16 protein-coding genes are annotated in these 17043 nt (G+C 33.8%); 7 read left to right on the forward strand and 9 right to left on the reverse strand.

All coding sequences use genetic code 11. From position 1 onward, the window contains the following. From yidD to BTO05_RS05480, 4 genes are all read left to right on the forward strand, one after another. Nucleotides 1-234, forward strand: coding sequence for a membrane protein insertion efficiency factor YidD (yidD, locus tag BTO05_RS05465; RefSeq protein WP_087491693.1), 234 nt, complete (start codon nucleotides 1-3; stop codon nucleotides 232-234). 134 nt (nucleotides 235-368) lie between these two features. Next, a complete protein-coding gene (gene lgt / locus BTO05_RS05470; protein WP_087491694.1) occupies nucleotides 369-1205 on the forward strand; it encodes a prolipoprotein diacylglyceryl transferase in 837 nt (278 codons plus the stop codon). Beyond that, nucleotides 1205-1693: a DUF192 domain-containing protein gene (locus tag BTO05_RS05475; RefSeq protein ID WP_087491695.1), complete on the forward strand. Its 489-nt coding sequence runs from the start codon at nucleotides 1205-1207 to the stop codon at nucleotides 1691-1693. The genes lgt and BTO05_RS05475 overlap by 1 nt, the downstream gene beginning before the upstream one ends. A gap of 78 nt (nucleotides 1694-1771) precedes the next feature. Continuing rightward, entirely contained in the window at nucleotides 1772-2206 is a 435-nt protein-coding gene (locus BTO05_RS05480) for a hypothetical protein (RefSeq protein WP_087491696.1), read from the forward strand. Between the two features lie 60 nt (nucleotides 2207-2266). Here BTO05_RS05480 and secDF read toward each other — a convergent pair whose 3' ends face one another. From secDF to BTO05_RS05505, 5 genes are all read right to left on the reverse strand, one after another. After that, complete coding sequence (gene secDF / locus BTO05_RS05485) at nucleotides 2267-5287, reverse strand: protein translocase subunit SecDF (protein WP_087491697.1); 3021 nt, start codon at nucleotides 5285-5287, stop codon at nucleotides 2267-2269. Between the two features lie 121 nt (nucleotides 5288-5408). Continuing rightward, nucleotides 5409-5957 (reverse strand): hypothetical protein, encoded by a 549-nt coding sequence (locus BTO05_RS05490; protein WP_087491698.1) that lies wholly within the window; start codon nucleotides 5955-5957, stop codon nucleotides 5409-5411. A gap of 114 nt (nucleotides 5958-6071) precedes the next feature. After that, nucleotides 6072-6722: a DUF4412 domain-containing protein gene (locus tag BTO05_RS05495; protein WP_087491699.1), complete on the reverse strand. Its 651-nt coding sequence runs from the start codon at nucleotides 6720-6722 to the stop codon at nucleotides 6072-6074. Nucleotides 6723-6793: 71 nt separating this feature from the next. Then, nucleotides 6794-7720, reverse strand: coding sequence for a malate dehydrogenase (locus BTO05_RS05500; protein WP_087491700.1), 927 nt, complete (start codon nucleotides 7718-7720; stop codon nucleotides 6794-6796). A gap of 127 nt (nucleotides 7721-7847) precedes the next feature. Then, nucleotides 7848-8864, reverse strand: a complete 1017-nt coding sequence (locus tag BTO05_RS05505) for a DUF6588 family protein (protein WP_087491701.1) — start codon at nucleotides 8862-8864, stop codon at nucleotides 7848-7850. Between the two features lie 242 nt (nucleotides 8865-9106). Here BTO05_RS05505 and BTO05_RS14180 point away from each other — a divergent pair, with 242 nt between their 5' ends. Next, nucleotides 9107-9253: a hypothetical protein gene (locus BTO05_RS14180; protein WP_232459785.1), complete on the forward strand. Its 147-nt coding sequence runs from the start codon at nucleotides 9107-9109 to the stop codon at nucleotides 9251-9253. 240 nt (nucleotides 9254-9493) lie between these two features. On the opposite strand, the gene gyrB is transcribed toward BTO05_RS14180, so the two are convergent. Then, the gene (gyrB, locus tag BTO05_RS05515; RefSeq protein ID WP_087491702.1) at nucleotides 9494-11446 is read right to left on the reverse strand and encodes a DNA topoisomerase (ATP-hydrolyzing) subunit B; all 1953 of its coding nucleotides are present in this window, start codon (nucleotides 11444-11446) and stop codon (nucleotides 9494-9496) included. Between the two features lie 285 nt (nucleotides 11447-11731). Further along, nucleotides 11732-13393 carry an asparagine synthase B gene (gene asnB / locus BTO05_RS05520; protein WP_087491703.1) on the reverse strand — a complete coding sequence of 554 codons (1662 nt, stop codon included), beginning with the start codon at nucleotides 13391-13393 and terminating at the stop codon, nucleotides 11732-11734. A 237-nt stretch (nucleotides 13394-13630) separates the two neighbouring features. On the opposite strand from asnB, the gene BTO05_RS05525 reads away from it, so the two are divergent. Beyond that, complete coding sequence (locus BTO05_RS05525) at nucleotides 13631-14170, forward strand: DUF2911 domain-containing protein (RefSeq protein ID WP_087491704.1); 540 nt, start codon at nucleotides 13631-13633, stop codon at nucleotides 14168-14170. Between the two features lie 47 nt (nucleotides 14171-14217). On the opposite strand, the gene BTO05_RS05530 is transcribed toward BTO05_RS05525, so the two are convergent. Both BTO05_RS05530 and BTO05_RS05535 read right to left on the reverse strand, forming a co-directional pair. Further along, nucleotides 14218-14850, reverse strand: a complete 633-nt coding sequence (locus tag BTO05_RS05530; RefSeq protein WP_087491705.1) for a 7-carboxy-7-deazaguanine synthase QueE — start codon at nucleotides 14848-14850, stop codon at nucleotides 14218-14220. Between the two features lie 72 nt (nucleotides 14851-14922). Further along, nucleotides 14923-15372 carry a Rid family detoxifying hydrolase gene (locus BTO05_RS05535; RefSeq protein ID WP_087491706.1) on the reverse strand — a complete coding sequence of 150 codons (450 nt, stop codon included), beginning with the start codon at nucleotides 15370-15372 and terminating at the stop codon, nucleotides 14923-14925. 58 nt (nucleotides 15373-15430) lie between these two features. Between BTO05_RS05535 and BTO05_RS05540 the strand changes: the two genes are divergently transcribed. Then, a complete protein-coding gene (locus tag BTO05_RS05540) occupies nucleotides 15431-16969 on the forward strand; it encodes a helicase HerA-like domain-containing protein (RefSeq protein WP_087491707.1) in 1539 nt (512 codons plus the stop codon). Nucleotides 16970-17043 lie beyond the last annotated feature (74 nt).

Below are 17043 nucleotides of genomic sequence, written 5' to 3' on the forward strand. Positions count from 1 at the left end.
ATCAAAAAATTTCTTACATACCCGTTTTTATTTTTAATTAAGGTGTATCAGAAATTAATTTCTCCATTTACTCCAGCTAGTTGTAGATATCAACCCACATGTTCTCAATACACAAAGGAAGCCTTAGAAATTCATGGCTTTTTTAAAGGTGGTAGATTAGCTGTTAAGCGAATTTTTAGTTGTCATCCTTGGGGCGGAAAGGGTTTCGACCCAGTTCCACCAAAAGAAGATTAATATTCAAACATCGTCATTCAGAGCATAGCAAAGAATCTTTATTTATATCTTTCTAATTCTTTAGATTCTTCAGTCGCAAACGCCTTCTGAATAACAATAAATATTATATTTACGACTTAAACAACACTCAATATATGCACGCTTTAGAAATCGTTTGGGATCCCATTAAATTTTTGGATTTAGGTTTTTTTAAACTTCACTTTTACAGTGTGATGTGGATTGTTGCATTTGTTCTTGGGTTTTTAATAACCAAACGAATCTATAAAAACGAAGGCGAATCAGATGAATCGCTAGACTCATTATTCATTTACTCCGTATTAGGTATAATGTTAGGTGCTAGATTAGGTCATGTTATCTTTTACCAACCAGACTTAATTACTGATGATTTCTTCAGTATATTTTTGCCTTTTAAATTTAAAGGCGGTTTTGAGTTTACTGGATTTCAAGGCTTAGCAAGTCATGGTGCTGCCATTGCTATGATTATTTCTATGTACTTGTACAATAAAAAGGTTTTAAAAAAAACTGTTTTATGGATATTAGACCGTGTAGTTGTTCCAGTGGCGTTAGGTGCTGTATTTGTTAGAATCGGAAATTTCATAAACTCTGAAATAATTGGAAAAGAAACTGGCAGTGATTTTGGTGTTGTTTTTAAACAACTTGGAGAAACTGTGCCAAGACACCCAGCTCAATTGTACGAAGCTGGTTGTTATATTTTTGTGTTTTTAATACTATTTTATTTCTATTGGAAAACCAAAAAATCTGAACAACAAGGATTTTTATTTGGGCTATTTTTAGTGTTACTTTGGTCTGTTCGTTTTGTAGTAGAATATTATAAGGAACCTCAAAGTGGCGAATACCTTTCAAACGCCATAGGTAATGTTTTGAATAATGGACAAATCTTAAGCATTCCATTTATAATCATTGGTCTGTATTTTATGTTTATTTACAAACCAAAGACAAAGTTAGCTTAATGGTTTTTGGTAAGTTTCTAAGACTACTATTGCTACTAGTATTTACTCTATGTGTTATTGCTTGTAAAGATTCAAGTAGTAAAAAAGAGTCAAAATCACTTACTATAACTTTCAAAAAAGAAGGTGTTTTACAACTAATAGAAGCTTCAAAAGATTCTATTATAAAAGAATTAGATATCGAAATTGCAGATGATGAGTATCAAACCCAAACTGGTTTGATGTATCGTGACAGTATGGAAGATAATCAAGGGATGTTATTCATTTTTCCAAATGAAGCGCCTCGTAGCTTTTACATGAAAAATACACGTATTCCTCTTGATATCATATATATTTCTGCTGACAGTACTATTGTTAGTTTTCAGAAAAACGCAAAACCTTTTGACGAAACTTCTCTCCCTTCAAATGCAGCTGCAAAATTTGTATTAGAAATTAATGCTGGGCTAGCCGACACTTGGCAATTACAAATTGGTGACAAGGTGGATTTTTAATATTTTAATTTTGTTCCAAGTGTATGGTTTACTTAAATCAAATTTTTAATTTTATATTTAAGAATCAATATCACTATTATGAAATTTTCAAAGCGCTTCTCACTACTTCTTAGTGCATTATTGTTATTCTGTTCATTTTCTTTTATTGGTGCCGATAAATCTTATGTAGGCAAGTGGAAAGGTAAAGACAAAGGCGATATTGGCTTTTTGACCTTAACAAAACACAATTATGCAACTTTTGAATTTGACGGTGAAATTATGGGAGGAAAATCCTATAATCATCAAGGTATAACCGCTGCACTAAAGTATAGAGTTAATACAAAAAAGAGTCCAGCAACAATAGACTTTATTATCTGGGATAAAAAAAAAGCTATTGAAGTTGGTAGGCTAAGAGGAATTTTTAAAATGAGTAGTAATCTGCAAATGCAAATGGCTATAAATTTTAGTGGCAGTAATCATAGACCCAAAGACTTCTCAATAGACAGTATTACTTTTTTGCGCGAAAGTGAATAGAAAAAAGACAAATAAAAAAGGCTGCCAAATGGCAGCCTTTTTTATTTAAGATATTGGAGATTAAGCCAATTCTTCACCTTCTTCTTTTACCTTCTTTTTTAAAGATTCTGCAGCATCACCTTTTTTGGCAGTATCATACATAATTGGTGTTGCAATAAATACCGATGAATATGTACCCACTAATACACCAACAATTAAAGCGAATAAGAATCCTCTTAACGAATCTGCACCTAAGAAAAACATAGCTAATAACACCACTAATGTTGTTAACGATGTATTTAATGTTCTACTTAATGTACTGTTTACAGAAGCATTAATCGTTTTACCTAAACTCCATCCAGAATGTTCGTTTAAAAACTCTCTAATTCTATCGAAAACGACCACGGTATCATTCAGCGAGTAACCAATTACAGTTAGGATTGCTGCAATAAATGCTTGATCGATTTCCATACTAAAAGGCATCCATTTCCATGCAATTGAGAATATACCTAATACAATCAATACATCATGGAAAACTGCTGCAACAGCTCCAAGAGAGAATTGCCATCTCTTAAAACGAATTAAGATATAAAGGAATACAACTACTAAAGAACCTAATATTGCCCAGAATGAAGATTTTTTAATATCATCGGCAATAGTTGGACTTACTTTACTTGACAAACGTTTTCCAATATTCTGATCACCCGAGCCATCCAAGAATTCTTGGTAAGACATACCGTCTGGCAAATATGGTTTTAATGCTTCAAATAATGTAGACTGTACTTTTTCATCAGCTTCAGTAGAGTTATCTTCTACTAAATATTTAGTAGAAATTTTTAACTCATTATCATTACCAATAGTTTTTACTTCGGCACTCCCAAAGACATCAGCTGCATTTAACGTTTTTGATACTTCTTCTGTACTTACTGATTGTGCAAAACGTACTTGGTAAGTTCTACCACCAACAAAATCAATACCTTGATCTAAGTTATTTGTAAATAAAGATGCAATACCAGCAGTTATTAAGATTCCTGAAATCACATAAGCAATCTTACGCTTTGCTAAGAAATTAATATTTACGTTCTGTAAGAAACCTTTAGTTAATGCTGTAGAGAAATTTAATTTTCCACCACGACCTAAATACCAATCGATTAGCAATCTTGTGATAAATATTGCTGTAAATAATGATGTTAAAATACCAATGATTAATGTTGTCGCAAAACCTTTAATTGGTCCTGTACCGAATACAAATAAGATTAATGCTGTTAAACCTGTTGTTATATTTGCATCTAAGATTGAAGATAATGCGTTAGCAAAACCATCTTTAATAGCTAGTTTCTGGTCTTTACCCTTAGCCAACTCTTCTCGAATACGCTCAAAAATAAGTACGTTTGCATCAACCGAAATACCAATTGTTAATACAATACCTGCAATACCTGGTAATGTTAATACAGCTCCTAATCCTGATAGTACACCAAAGATTAAAAGAATGTTGAATAATAACGCGATGTCTGCAAATCCTCCAGCTTTACCGTAATAAAAAATCATCCAAAGTAATACGAAAGCTAAAGCTAAACCAAACGAAATCATACCAGAATCGATTGCTTCTTGACCTAAAGATGGTCCAACCTCATCCGCTTGAACTATTTCAGCAGATGCAGGTAACTTACCAGCTCGTAATACATTAGCTAAATCGGTAGCCTCTTCTAGAGTAAAAGAACCTGAAATTTGAGAGTTTCCTCCTGCAATTGGTCCTGTACTTACACCCGGCGCAGAGTAAACAATATTATCTAAAACGATAGCTATATTTCCTCTCGTTTCGTAAGCTACTTTGGTCATAGCTTCCCAAGTTTTTGCACCTTTTGCATTCATTTGCATACTAACCGCAGGACGATTTAATTGATCATAATCCTGTCTTGCATCAGTAATAACTGCACCGCTCAATTCTGGTTCGTTATCTCTATTGCCTTTAAGTCCATATAATTCAACAAATTCAGAATCTTTATCTGCTGGTTTTCCCCAAGCAAAACGCGCATAACGTTGTTCTGCTGGTAATAAATCACGATTAGCTTCAAGCATTTTTAAAACTTCAGCCTTGTCTTTAGCCAAGAAAGAACCTATTACTGGTCCACCTTGTCCTAAGCCTTGAATACCTAGTGGGTTTGTATTTTCTTGTACTGCAGTAGAATCGTTTTCTATCTGACCAGTCAAATCTTCAATAAGACTAGAGGTAGAATCTGTTTCTTCAGCAGCTTCAGCTTCTTCAACTGACTCTTCAGAAGTCGATTCATTTGCTTTTTGAGCTTCAATTAGACGTTGGTTAACCTGTAATAAGTAACCTGCTAAATCTTGAGTTGTGTACGTTTCCCAAAACTGTAATTGAGCAGTTTTTGTGATGATGTCTACAACACGCTTTTTGTCTTTAGCGCCTGGTAATTCGATTAAAATACGACCACCATTACCTAAACGCTGAATGTTTGGAGATGTAACTCCAAAACCATCAATACGATTACGTAAAACTTCGAAAGCAGAGACAATAGACTCATCTACTTTTCTTGTAATGACACTTTTAACTTCATCATCAGACATATTGAAGGTAATGTCATCACTTAATGTACGATTGGCAAAAATATCTGGAGACGCTAATTTTGTTTCACCTTTAATTTCATCAAACGCTGTATAAAATGACTCTAAGTAAGAATCCTGAGAATCCTTTTGTAATTCATCTGCATTTTCTAAAGCTTGGTTAAAAATCGGGTCTTTACTATTGTTTGCCAATCCTTTGAGGATATCTTTTACAGAAATCTCAATAATAGCATTAATACCACCTTTAAGGTCAAGACCTAAATTCATGGCATTGTCTTTAACATCACTGTATGTAAATTGACTTACACCTAAAACATTGTAGACCTCTTTATTGTTAAGTGAGTCTAGGTAACGTAATTCACCAGCATTGACATCACTATTGTTGTCATATTTGGCTTGTGCAAATTGCTTTGCTTCTTTTTCGAGCTGATTGGCTTTGAACGTAAATGATAATTGGTAAATACTTACCAATCCAAATAGTACAGCAAACAGCTTTACTAATCCTTTGTTTTGCATTGTTTTTAATTTTATATCGAAAATCTTTCGATAATTAATTTGTAATAAAAAATTTAATTGAAATGAGAATTAAACATTCTCGGTCGGAATTCAGTAATAAATCAAACTGAATATGTTTTGATTAAGCTAGTGGTCCTGCTCTGACCTCTGGAATATTATGAGATGTATTATCTGACACAAATACTATCAATTGATTAGCATTGTATACAACTCTTAAATCAAAGTAGGTCTTAGAAGTTTCAGTTAAAACAGGAAACTTAAGCACATCTGGATTAAACGAGCGGTCACTCTTTATATTAAGTGTATAAACTTGTTGACCTTCAAAATCCCATGACGAAGTACTTCCACTTTTAATCTGAAAGATATCAAGACTATAATCTTTACTACTATTTTTTGTCGAATCTGATGAATCGTCAAAGGCTATTTCGACTTTATTTGAAAGGATTTCTTTAACATTACTAACTGCTTTATCGCTATGATAAGCAATTCGAAAAAATCCATTTTCTTTTGAAGTAATCGAGATACTTTTTGCTCCGATTTCTTCAAGAAAATTTGAAATAGAAGCTAAAGAATCCTTAGTTTCAACTTCAGAAAATTGTGAGTCTGTAAACTGAATTACAACTTCTTGGTTGGCCTTAGGATTTTGGTACTGCTGAGCTAGGCCTAACATAATGAGGCTTAACACAAAACTTAAAAAGTACCATTTTTTTAGCATGCGCCAAATATAAACAAAAAGACTGCTTTTAGAGCAGTCTTTATTATAGAATTATTCAAGTATTTAGTATTACATTTTAGTGTAACCTTCTGGTGGTGTTAAACTAAACTTGTTGTCATCAATAGATTTTGCCTCCATCTTTGTTACCTCTGATTTAATAACAATTTCTGCTCCCATCTGATTCATTTTTATAACCATATACAATGGATAACCGTCTACTTTTTCTCCCAACATAGCTGTTTGCTGTGTTTTTACGCCTTGAATTTTATCAGTAATAAACATCTCCATAGTCATTTCTGCTCCATCTTGGTTCATGGTTATTATATATTGTTTTAAGTCATAGCCAAGTACATTCTTAGTTTCGCTACCTTCAGTGACAGTGATGTTTTTTAACATTTCCTCAGTAACCTCGACCTTTTGAGACGTGTATTTTTTTCCTAATCCGGGCATATCCGTAAGTTGTAATAACTCATTAGATTCTGCATCAATAATAACGGTTACATCACCTGACATTGGGTTTGAAGATTCAGTTCTTGTTTTAGCTCCGTCTACATAAGTTGTTGTTATCATCTCTCCAATTTCTGACAACATTGAATTAACGTCTTCGTTAGACGAAGACATCGTTTGCTTCATAGTTATTTCACCTTCTGTAAACTTTTCTTGTGCAATCGTTGTTAAAGACAATCCCACAGCTACGATAAATAATAAAAACTTTTTCATAATGTTTGTAAAATAAAAGCCTTATTAGCGTAACCAATAAGGCTTAATTAATATTTATAAAATTAATTTTTTTATAATTCTAAAAGACCATTAGTCTTTTTAACACCTTCGGCACTTGCTTTCATGTGTTCTTTTTCGGCATCACTTAAAGATACATCTACAATTTTTTCGATACCGTTACGACCTAAAACAACTGGTACACCAATACACAAATCGTTTAAACCATACTCACCATCTAATAAAGTAGAACATGGGTAGATTTTCTTTTGGTCGCATGCAATAGCTTGTACTAAACCAGATACCGCTGCACCTGGCGCATACCATGCTGATGTACCTAATAAGCCTGTTAATGTTGCTCCACCAACTTTGGTATCTGCAGCAACTTGCTCTAAACGCTCTTCTGATAAAAATTCAGAAACTTTGATAGAATTACGTGTTGCATGAGATGTAAGCGGTACCATACCTTTATCGCTATGACCACCAATTACCATTCCGTCTACATCACTGATTGGTGCTTCTAGAGCTTCAGCTAATCTATACTTAAAACGTGCTGAGTCTAAAGCGCCACCCATACCAATGATTCTATGCTTTGGTAAATCTGTAGTTTTATGGACTAAATACGTCATCGTATCCATTGGATTACTAACGACTATAATAATAGTGTTTGGAGAATGTTCTACTAAACTTGCAGAGACTGTTTTTACAATACCAGCATTTATACCAATTAATTCTTCACGAGTCATACCTGGCTTACGAGGAATACCCGAAGTAATTACACAAATGTCGCTATTTGCAGTTTTAGAATAGTCGCTTGTACTTCCTGTTATTTTTGTATCAAAACCATTTAAAGATGCTGTTTGCATTAAATCCATGGCTTTACCTTCGGCATAACCTTCTTTAATGTCCAGTAAAACAACTTCAGAAGCAAAATTTTTAATTGCGATATACTCGGCACAACTAGCACCTACGGCACCTGCACCTACTACAGTAACTTTCATTTGTATGTTATTTTTAGTTGATAATTTATTTGATTTGCAAAGTTAAGTTATTGCGCATTAATTACAGTGTTTATACATTAGTATTATGGGTCTAAAGACTAAAATTAATTTTTATTTAACAAATTTTCTATCTAAACCCAAAATTAATTCCTACAGAAAAAGCATCGAATTCAGAAATATGATACTCGGCATTGAGTCTAAAAAATCCTAATTTTAATTTTGTTCCAATAGTACCTCTAAGCGCAGAAACTTCGCTCGAAACTGAAAAAGGATCTGTTATTGTTTGTGATGATAATGCACCTTCTGTCACAGTATAATCTCCCAACAAATCAGAATCTGAAGTACCTTTAATGTAACCTATTCCGCCATAAAAATTAATTACAGGAAATTTTGTTGATGCTATAGCCTGAAATAACCATGTGTTAGTATCGTTTTGGACTCGCTGGTTATCACCTGCAATACCTGATGTGTCCGTTAAATCATAAGAGCCGTCCAAATGGGTATAAGCCACTAGACCTGAAATCGAAATTGGTAAGACCTTGTCACCTGGTAACCATTCTGTGATTTCAAATTGTAAACCAGCACCGTACATACCGATTTCTACGTCATCTGTCTTAATATTTGGCACATAACGAGCTTTTAACTCCAAACCACTACCTAAACCTAAAGATCCTTGGACAAAAGCTGACGGTACTAAATTTGCGCTAGAATCACCAATACCAGTTGGTAATTCTATCTGTCTGGTCTGATTACCAAAGATTGGGTCCTCATACTCTAACTCTACAATTATTGGTGGATTATTATCTCCTAAAACTGTAGCCACATTTTGAACATTTGGTCCTTGTACAAATTGCACATTATTGTAATCCGCTGTGTTTAAACTAAATGTTTTACTGTCATCATTTACTAAAGATGCATTAGCGACTACAGATACTTCGAAACCTAAAAGTGGTTTGACTTTTCCAGAGTTAAACCAATTGGCATTCATACTAAACATTAAGGCATCTGAGCCTGGCGCTAAGTAGTCATTGGCAAATCGTTGGGCATCCTCGACACCTGCGGCTAAAAGTGCATCGATATCACTTTGAGCCTTTACAGTTAATACAGATAGTATTAATACTATTGAATAAATTTGTTTTTTCATTTTGATAGATTTATGGGTTTTTCTACTTACGAAAAAAAAGATTATCTGGTTTTAAAACCTTTCTTTAATTTTTATCGTAAGTATATAGATAACACATTTTTTTAATATAAAACTATATCAGCATGAAAAAATTAAAAAAGCAATTTCACTAATTATTGTCATTATACCTTTTATAACATTAGGTCAGGAGGACAGTTTAGATAAAAACAAAACTTCGCATTACGAAAAAAGAGCTGCAGAAGATGCTAAATACGAGCAAAATTTTAAAGCAGAAACAAAAAAAAGAAGAAAAGAAATTCTGGAAAGACCAAAAAGAATATGAAAAGGACTTAAAACGTCGTGACCGAGAAGCTTACGAAGCATACATGCAAGGTAAAACAGATGCTTAGGAAGAGTATTATAGTCACTGTAGTGACCATTGTCATCATAGTCATTTTATTATAGCCATGCGAGATACTATTATTATGGGTACCACGAACACTACTACAGACAACCAAGACGAAGTTCTTTTAGCACCAATGTACGTGTGAGCACACCTAGAATTCGTTTAGGATTCTAATTAAGGAAATCAAAAAAAAGAGCTAACGAAGTTTCGTTAGCTCTTTTTTTAGTATTACATTCTAAACAATCTATGCATCAATATTCGCATAAATAGCATTCTTCTCAATAAACTCTCTACGCGGTGGTACTTCGTCACCCATAAGCATTGAGAAAATACGGTCTGCTTCAACACCATTTTCAATCTGTACTAATCGCATTGTTCTAAACTCAGGGTTCATTGTTGTGTCCCAAAGCTGCTCTGCATTCATCTCACCTAGACCTTTGTAACGTTGTATTTTTGAACCATCTCCGAAAGTAGTAACGATATCATCTCGTTCTGCATCACTCCACGCATATTGCTTTTTAGCACCCTTTTTAACTAAATATAATGGCGGTGTTGCAATATATATATGTCCATTTTCAACCAACTCTTTCATGTATCTAAAGAAGAACGTTAAAATCAGAGTAGCAATGTGACTACCATCAATATCGGCATCACACATAATTACAACTTTATGATATCTCAATTTTGAAAGATTTAATGCACGAGGATCTTCTTCAGTACCAATAGTTACTCCTAGTGCTGTAAAGATATTCTTGATTTCTTCGTTTTCAAAAACCTTATGCTGCATCGCTTTTTCAACATTAAGAATTTTACCTCTTAATGGTAAAATCGCTTGAAATGCTCTATCACGACCCTGCTTTGCTGTTCCACCTGCTGAATCTCCCTCGACTAAAAATACTTCACATTTAGCTGGGTCTTGCTCAGAACAATCTGATAGTTTTCCAGGTAAACCTCCGATACTCATAACTGTTTTACGCTGCACCATTTCACGAGCTTTTTGTGCCGCATGACGTGCTTGCGCCGCAAGTATTACTTTTTGTACAATGGTTTTTGCATCGTCTGGATTTTCTTCTAAATAATCCGTCAACATTTCTGAAACCGACTGACTTACAGCAGCAGAAACTTCACGGTTACCTAATTTTGTTTTGGTCTGACCTTCAAACTGAGGTTCTTGAACTTTTACAGATACTATAGCAGTTAACCCTTCACGAAAATCATCTCCAGCAATATCAAACTTTAACTTATCTAACATTCCTGAACCATCAGCATATTTTTTTAATGTGTGTGTAAGTCCACGACGAAAACCTGATAAATGTGTACCACCTTCATGTGTATTAATATTATTTACGTAAGAGTGTAAATTTTCGGAATATGATGTATTGTAAATCATTGCTACTTCTACTGGCACACCATTTTTTTCACCTTCAAATGCGATAACATTTTTCATCAATGGTTCACGTGTAGCATCTAAGAAAGTGATAAATTCCTTTAAACCTTCTTTAGAATGAAAGGTCTCTCCTTCAAAAGAACCATCTTCTTTAGTTCTTCTTTTATCTACTAAATGAACTGTAATACCTTTGTTTAGATATGCTAACTCTCGCATACGACTTGCCAAAGTATCGTAGTTATATTCTAGAGTTTGAGTAAATATTGTTGAATCGGGCTTAAAAGTAACTGTTGTTCCTCTTTTGTCAGTATCGCCAGTAGTTTTTACAGGGTACATCGCTTTACCACGTTCATACTCTTGTTCGTAAACTTTACCTTCTCTAAATACTGTTGCTTTAAGATGCTCAGATAAAGCGTTAACACAACTTACACCAACACCGTGTAAACCACCAGAAACTTTGTATGAATCTTTATCGAATTTACCACCAGCACCAATTTTAGTCATTACAACTTCTAATGCAGATACACCTTCTTTTTTGTGAAGTCCTACAGGAATACCACGACCATCATCTTCTGTAGTAATAGAGTTATCTTCATTTATTGTCACTGTAATATTATCACAATGACCAGCTAAAGCCTCGTCAATAGAGTTATCTACAACCTCATAAACTAGATGGTGTAAACCTCTAACTCCAACATCACCAATATACATGGAAGGACGCATACGTACGTGCTCCATTCCTTCTAAAGCCTGAATACTATCTGCAGAATAACCGTGTTCGTTAAAGCTTTCTTTTTTTTCTTCGCTCATAATTATTTAAAATAAATTTTAGTCTAATTTAATGTCATAAAAAAAGACGCATTTGCGCCTCTTTTGAGTACTATCAAAGATAAGAATAAATAAAGCCTTTTAAAAGCTTTTTATCGATATAAGCTCATATTTATCAACATTTGTTAATTACTTAAAAGCGTCTTAAATCGCCTAAAAAGTACTTTAAATTAGATTTAAAGATTATTTTTTATTCTCAAAATTTATTAAAAAACAAAAATCCCGCAAAAGCGAGATTTTGTTATTACAATTTTCTAATTTTTTGGATTAATACGCCTCATCATGGACATTAGCTATAGCTCTACCTGATGGGTCATTCATATTTTTAAAAGCCTCATCCCATTCTAAAGCTGTTGCTGTACTACAAGCTACACTTGCTTCTTGTGGAACGCTTAGTGCAGCTGCATCGCTAGGAAAATGTCCTTCAAAAATAGTACGATAATAATACTCTTCTTTATTTAAAGGTGTGTTGATAGGAAAACGGAATGCAGCATTTTCTATTTGCTCGTCAGTGACCTCTCTTTCTACTAATTCCTTTAATGTATCAATCCAGCTATAACCAACGCCATCACTAAATTGTTCTTTCTGTCTCCATGCTACACTTTCTGGAATCATATCTTCAAAAGCTTTACGAACTACCCATTTTTCCATACGCTCACCGTTAATCATTTTATCTTTTGGGTTAATGCGCATAGCAACGTCCATAAATTCTTTATCTAAAAAAGGCACACGACCTTCAATACCCCAAGCTGCTAAACTCTTGTTAGCTCTAAGACAATCGTACATATGCAACTTATCTAATTTTCGAACGGTTTCTTCATGAAACTCTTTAGCATCAGGTGCTTTATGAAAATATAAGTAGCCTCCAAAAATCTCATCTGCTCCTTCTCCGGACAACACCATTTTAATTCCCATAGACTTAATAACTCTAGCCATTAAATACATTGGCGTAGACGATCGTATGGTTGTAATGTCATAAGTTTCGATATTATAAATAACATCTTTTATAGCATCTAGACCTTCCTGAATTGTAAACTTAATTTCGTGATGAACAGTTCCTATATAATCCGCTACTTTTTTTGCAGCTGCTAAGTCTGGTGAACCTTCTAGTCCAACAGAAAAAGAATGCAATTGAGGCCACCAAGCTTTCTCTTTATCATCAGCTTCGACACGTCTTTTAGAATATTTTTTTGCAATTGCAGATGTTACTGAAGAATCTAATCCACCTGAGAGCAATACGCCATATGGGACATCACTCATTAATTGTCTATGTACTGCATCTTCTAATGCTTGTTTTACATCTGCAATACTAGTTTCATTTTCTTTTACGGCATCATAATCTGTCCAATCACGGTTATACCATTTTACAAATTCACCGTCTTTACTAGACATGTAATGTCCCGGAGGAAATAGTTCTATTTTTGTACAAATACCTTCAAGAGCTTTTAGTTCTGATGCCACGAAAAATGTTCCGTTTCTATCCCAACCTATGTATAAAGGAATAATTCCCATATGATCACGTGCTACAAAGTAATCGTCTTTTTCAGTATCGTAAATAGCAAATCCAAAAATACCATTCATTTCGTCAACAAAATCATGACCCTTTTCTTTGTAAAGCGCTAAAATGACTTCGCAATCGCTTTCTGTCTGAAACTTATAATCTGGAAACTGCTTACGCAACTCCTTATGATTATAAATCTCTCCATTTGCTGCAAGTACCAATTTTTTATCATCAGTAAACAAAGGCTGTTTACCTGAAGTTGGATCTACAATTGCTAAACGTTCATGAGCCATTATAGCTTTGCTATTACTATAAATTCCGCTCCAATCTGGACCACGGTGTCTAATACTTTTTGCCATTTCTAAAACCTGTGGTCTTAAGGTTTCTGAATCTTGCTTTATATCAAAGGCGCATACTATTCCGCACATAACTTTTATTTTTAAATATTATCATAAAGCAAATATGATTTTAAAGTTTTAATTATTAAACATATGAGTTATTATTGCTTTCATTTTGTAATAAAATACACATAATCAACATTTATTTGATATAATTATTGACTTTAAATCTCCTTTTTACTATCAATATGTAAATTTTAATAATTTTTTACGACTTATCGTTTCAATTACAAACTACTTTTACATTCAATAAAACTTAATTCACTCATGAAAAATTCAAAATTATTTACAACTATCGCTTTTGCATTTATGATGCTAGTATCATTCAATGTTGATGCACAAAAATTCAGACCTTTAGACAAGAGTCCTATGGATGCTGCTTCTATTGGTCGTGGGACTAAACAATTAGCTAAAGTTTATTATAGTAGACCTCAACTAAAAGGGAGAACTGTTGGTACTGATTTAGCACCATATGGAAAAGTATGGAGAACTGGTGCAAACGAAGCTACACAACTTATATTGAATGTTGATATGAAGCTTAATGGAACAACATTAAAAGCTGGTACATACTCAATATTCACTATTCCTGGTGAAAAAGAGTGGGAATTTATTGTAAGCTCAGACTTAAACAATTGGGGTTCTTCGGGCTATAAAAAAGATAACACCGTAGCTAGTATTAAAGTACCTGTAACAATGGGAGAAGAATCTTTAGAAGCTTTCTCTATGGCATTTGCACCTTCTGATGATGGCGTACATTTACACATGGGTTGGGACAAAGTCAGAGTTGCAGTTCCTTTTGTAAAATAAAATAACTTTATTTCCATAAAAAAAGCCTTGAGAAATCAAGGCTTTTTTTATGGAATATTCAAATATTTATGCGTTTGCAATGAGACTTTCCATTTAGGATTCGCCATGACATAATCCACAATTTGGGGTACCATTTTATCACGTTTACTCCATTCTGGCTGTAGATATAAAATACAATTATCATTTACTTTTTCAGCTTGCTCTTCAGCAAATCTAAAATCATCCTTATTATATATGATACATTTTAGTTCATGAGCCTCAGCATATACTTCTTCGGTTGGAAGTTTATTCTTTTTTGGAGATAAACAAATCCAGTCCCATTGACCGCTTAATTTGTACGCTCCAGAAGTTTCAATATGCGTTTGAACACCTTTAGCTTTTAATTGCTCAGTCAATGGATTCATATCCCACATTAAAGGTTCTCCACCAGTTACTACAATTGTATTGCTATATTTTACTGCATTATCAACAATCTTTTCAGTTTCTGTTGGCGGATGTAACTCTGCTAACCAACTTTCTTTGACATCGCACCAATGGCATCCAACATCACAACCACCAATACGCACAAAGTACGCTGCAGTCCCTTTATGATAACCTTCACCTTGAATGGTATAAAACTCTTCCATTAAAGGCAAAAGTTGGCCTTTATCTATCAATTCTTGTCGTTCTCTTCTCGTCATAGCTTGCAAAGATAGTTATTAAGTGTAAAGTAAAAAGGGATACAATACTAAATACAAAACACTTTTGATGTTTTAGTATTTAGCAGCAACAACCTCAATCTCGATACTAGCTCCACCTGCCAAACCACCAGCTGCGAAAGTTGTTCGCGCAGGCTTCTTAGTAAAATATTGTGTATAGACTGTATTAAAAGCCTTAAAATCATTGATATCTTTTAATATAACAGTACATTTTACAACATTATCTAAAGTTAAATTATGCTGTTTCAACACATCTTGAATATTTAGAACAACTTGTTTCGTCTCAGCTGTAACACCACCAGTTACTAATTTTCCTATTTTATGGTCTTTACCAATTTGTCCTGTTAAGAATAGAAGATTCCCTGTTTCAACCGCATCACTAAAAGGCACATTGGCACGAGTAGGCTCGTGAGATTTATGAAAGATAATTTCAGAATTTGAATTATTACAAGACTGAAAAAATATTACAAACAAAAAACAACTTATTGAGAGATATTTAGACATAAAATTCTAGTTTTAAACTTGACTAAAATTACACTATTTTTATACAAATTTTGAGACAATGCAGGATAAAGACACTTTCTTTAAACATATAACAGAAGGAAACACTTTTAAAGGCGAATCAATTACACTTGGCGCAGCTATGCTTGATGGGGAAACCATGACTAACGCTTACGTAAAAGTACCACTAAAGACTATGAATCGTCATGGACTAATCGCAGGTGCTACTGGTACAGGAAAAACAAAAACGCTCCAAGTTTTGGCTGAAAATTTATCTGAAAAAGGTGTACCTGTTTTACTAATGGATATTAAAGGAGATTTAAGTGGATTAGCCCAACCAAGTCCTGGTCATCCTAAAATTGATGAACGTCATAAAAAAATTGGACTACCATTTGATGCCAAAAAGTTCCCTGTAGAAGTCATGACATTATCCGAACAAGATGGTGTTCGTTTACGTGCTACAATTAGCGAATTTGGTCCTGTATTAATTTCAAGAATTTTAGATGTTACTGAAACACAAGCAGGTATTATTTCTGTAATTTTTAAATATTGTGATGATAATAAATTACCACTTTTAGATATTAAAGATTTTAAGAAAATTCTACAATATGCCACTGGTGATGGTAAAAAAGAATTTGAAGAAGCTTATGGTCGTATCTCCACAGCCTCTACAGGAGCTATCTTAAGAAAGCTTATTGAGATTGAGCAACAAGGTGGTGACCTATTCTTTGGTGAAACCTCATTTGACACATCAGATTTACAACGTATTGACGAAAACGGTCGTGGCTATATTAATATAATTCGATTAACAGACATACAGGATAAGCCAAAATTATTTTCGACATTTATGTTAAGTTTATTGGCTGAAATTTATTCTACTTTTCCTGAGCAAGGCGATAGCGGAAGACCAGAACTTATTATGTTTATCGATGAAGCCCATTTAATTTTTAATGAAGCTTCTGATGCGCTTTTAAATCAGATAGAAAGTATTGTAAAGCTAATCCGTAGTAAAGGTGTTGGTCTTTATTTTGTAACACAAAACCCTACCGATGTCCCAGAAGAAGTATTGGGGCAATTAGGTTTAAAAGTCCAGCATGCATTACGTGCATTTACTGCTAAGGATAGAAAAGCCATTAAACTCACGGCACAAAATTATCCAGATACCGATTATTATGATACCGCAGAAGTATTAACTTCATTAGGAATTGGCGAAGCATTAGTATCGGCATTAGATGAAAAAGGAAAGCCAACACCTTTGGCAGCAACCATGATGCGTGCACCGATGAGTCGCATGGATATTTTGACAAAATCTGAATTAGGAAAACTTTTATCTGATTCAGAATTAGCTAAAAAATATAACAAAGAGATAGACCGTGAAAGCGCTTATGAAATGCTTACGGAAAAAATAAAACAAGCCGAAGCTGAGGAAGCCAAAGCAAAAGCAGCTGAAGAAAAAGCGAAACTTAAAAAAGCAGAATCTAAACGAAAATCAACGTCTACAAGAAGGCGTTCTTCAAGACAAAATCCTTTACTAAAAGTATTGACTAGTCCAACTGTAATTAGAAGTGTTTTAGGGATTTTGACAAAAATGATGCGCTAAACAAATTTTATGCGATTTCTAGTTTTACTAATTTTTGTGCTCTCTATTTTTAGCTGTAAAAACGAAGAGAAAGC

The sequence above is a fragment of the Winogradskyella sp. PC-19 genome (assembly GCF_002163855.1).
GTDB lineage: Bacteria > Bacteroidota > Bacteroidia > Flavobacteriales > Flavobacteriaceae > Winogradskyella.

Excerpts from the sequence above, each read along its gene's own strand:
- lgt (WP_087491694.1), top strand. The coding sequence starts at position 369 with ATGCACGCTTTAGAAATCGTTTGGGATCCCATTAAATTTTTGGATTTA.
- BTO05_RS05475 (WP_087491695.1), top strand. The coding sequence starts at position 1,205 with ATGGTTTTTGGTAAGTTTCTAAGACTACTATTGCTACTAGTATTTACT.
- BTO05_RS05480 (WP_087491696.1), top strand. The coding sequence starts at position 1,772 with ATGAAATTTTCAAAGCGCTTCTCACTACTTCTTAGTGCATTATTGTTA.
- secDF (WP_087491697.1), bottom strand. The coding sequence starts at position 5,287 with ATGCAAAACAAAGGATTAGTAAAGCTGTTTGCTGTACTATTTGGATTG.
- BTO05_RS05490 (WP_087491698.1), bottom strand. The coding sequence starts at position 5,957 with ATGTTAGGCCTAGCTCAGCAGTACCAAAATCCTAAGGCCAACCAAGAA.
- BTO05_RS05495 (WP_087491699.1), bottom strand. The coding sequence starts at position 6,722 with ATGAAAAAGTTTTTATTATTTATCGTAGCTGTGGGATTGTCTTTAACA.
- BTO05_RS05500 (WP_087491700.1), bottom strand. The coding sequence starts at position 7,720 with ATGAAAGTTACTGTAGTAGGTGCAGGTGCCGTAGGTGCTAGTTGTGCC.
- BTO05_RS05505 (WP_087491701.1), bottom strand. The coding sequence starts at position 8,864 with ATGAAAAAACAAATTTATTCAATAGTATTAATACTATCTGTATTAACT.
- BTO05_RS14180 (WP_232459785.1), top strand. The coding sequence starts at position 9,107 with ATGCTAAATACGAGCAAAATTTTAAAGCAGAAACAAAAAAAAGAAGAA.
- gyrB (WP_087491702.1), bottom strand. The coding sequence starts at position 11,446 with ATGAGCGAAGAAAAAAAAGAAAGCTTTAACGAACACGGTTATTCTGCA.
- asnB (WP_087491703.1), bottom strand. The coding sequence starts at position 13,393 with ATGTGCGGAATAGTATGCGCCTTTGATATAAAGCAAGATTCAGAAACC.
- BTO05_RS05525 (WP_087491704.1), top strand. The coding sequence starts at position 13,631 with ATGAAAAATTCAAAATTATTTACAACTATCGCTTTTGCATTTATGATG.
- BTO05_RS05530 (WP_087491705.1), bottom strand. The coding sequence starts at position 14,850 with ATGACGAGAAGAGAACGACAAGAATTGATAGATAAAGGCCAACTTTTG.
- BTO05_RS05535 (WP_087491706.1), bottom strand. The coding sequence starts at position 15,372 with ATGTCTAAATATCTCTCAATAAGTTGTTTTTTGTTTGTAATATTTTTT.
- BTO05_RS05540 (WP_087491707.1), top strand. The coding sequence starts at position 15,431 with ATGCAGGATAAAGACACTTTCTTTAAACATATAACAGAAGGAAACACT.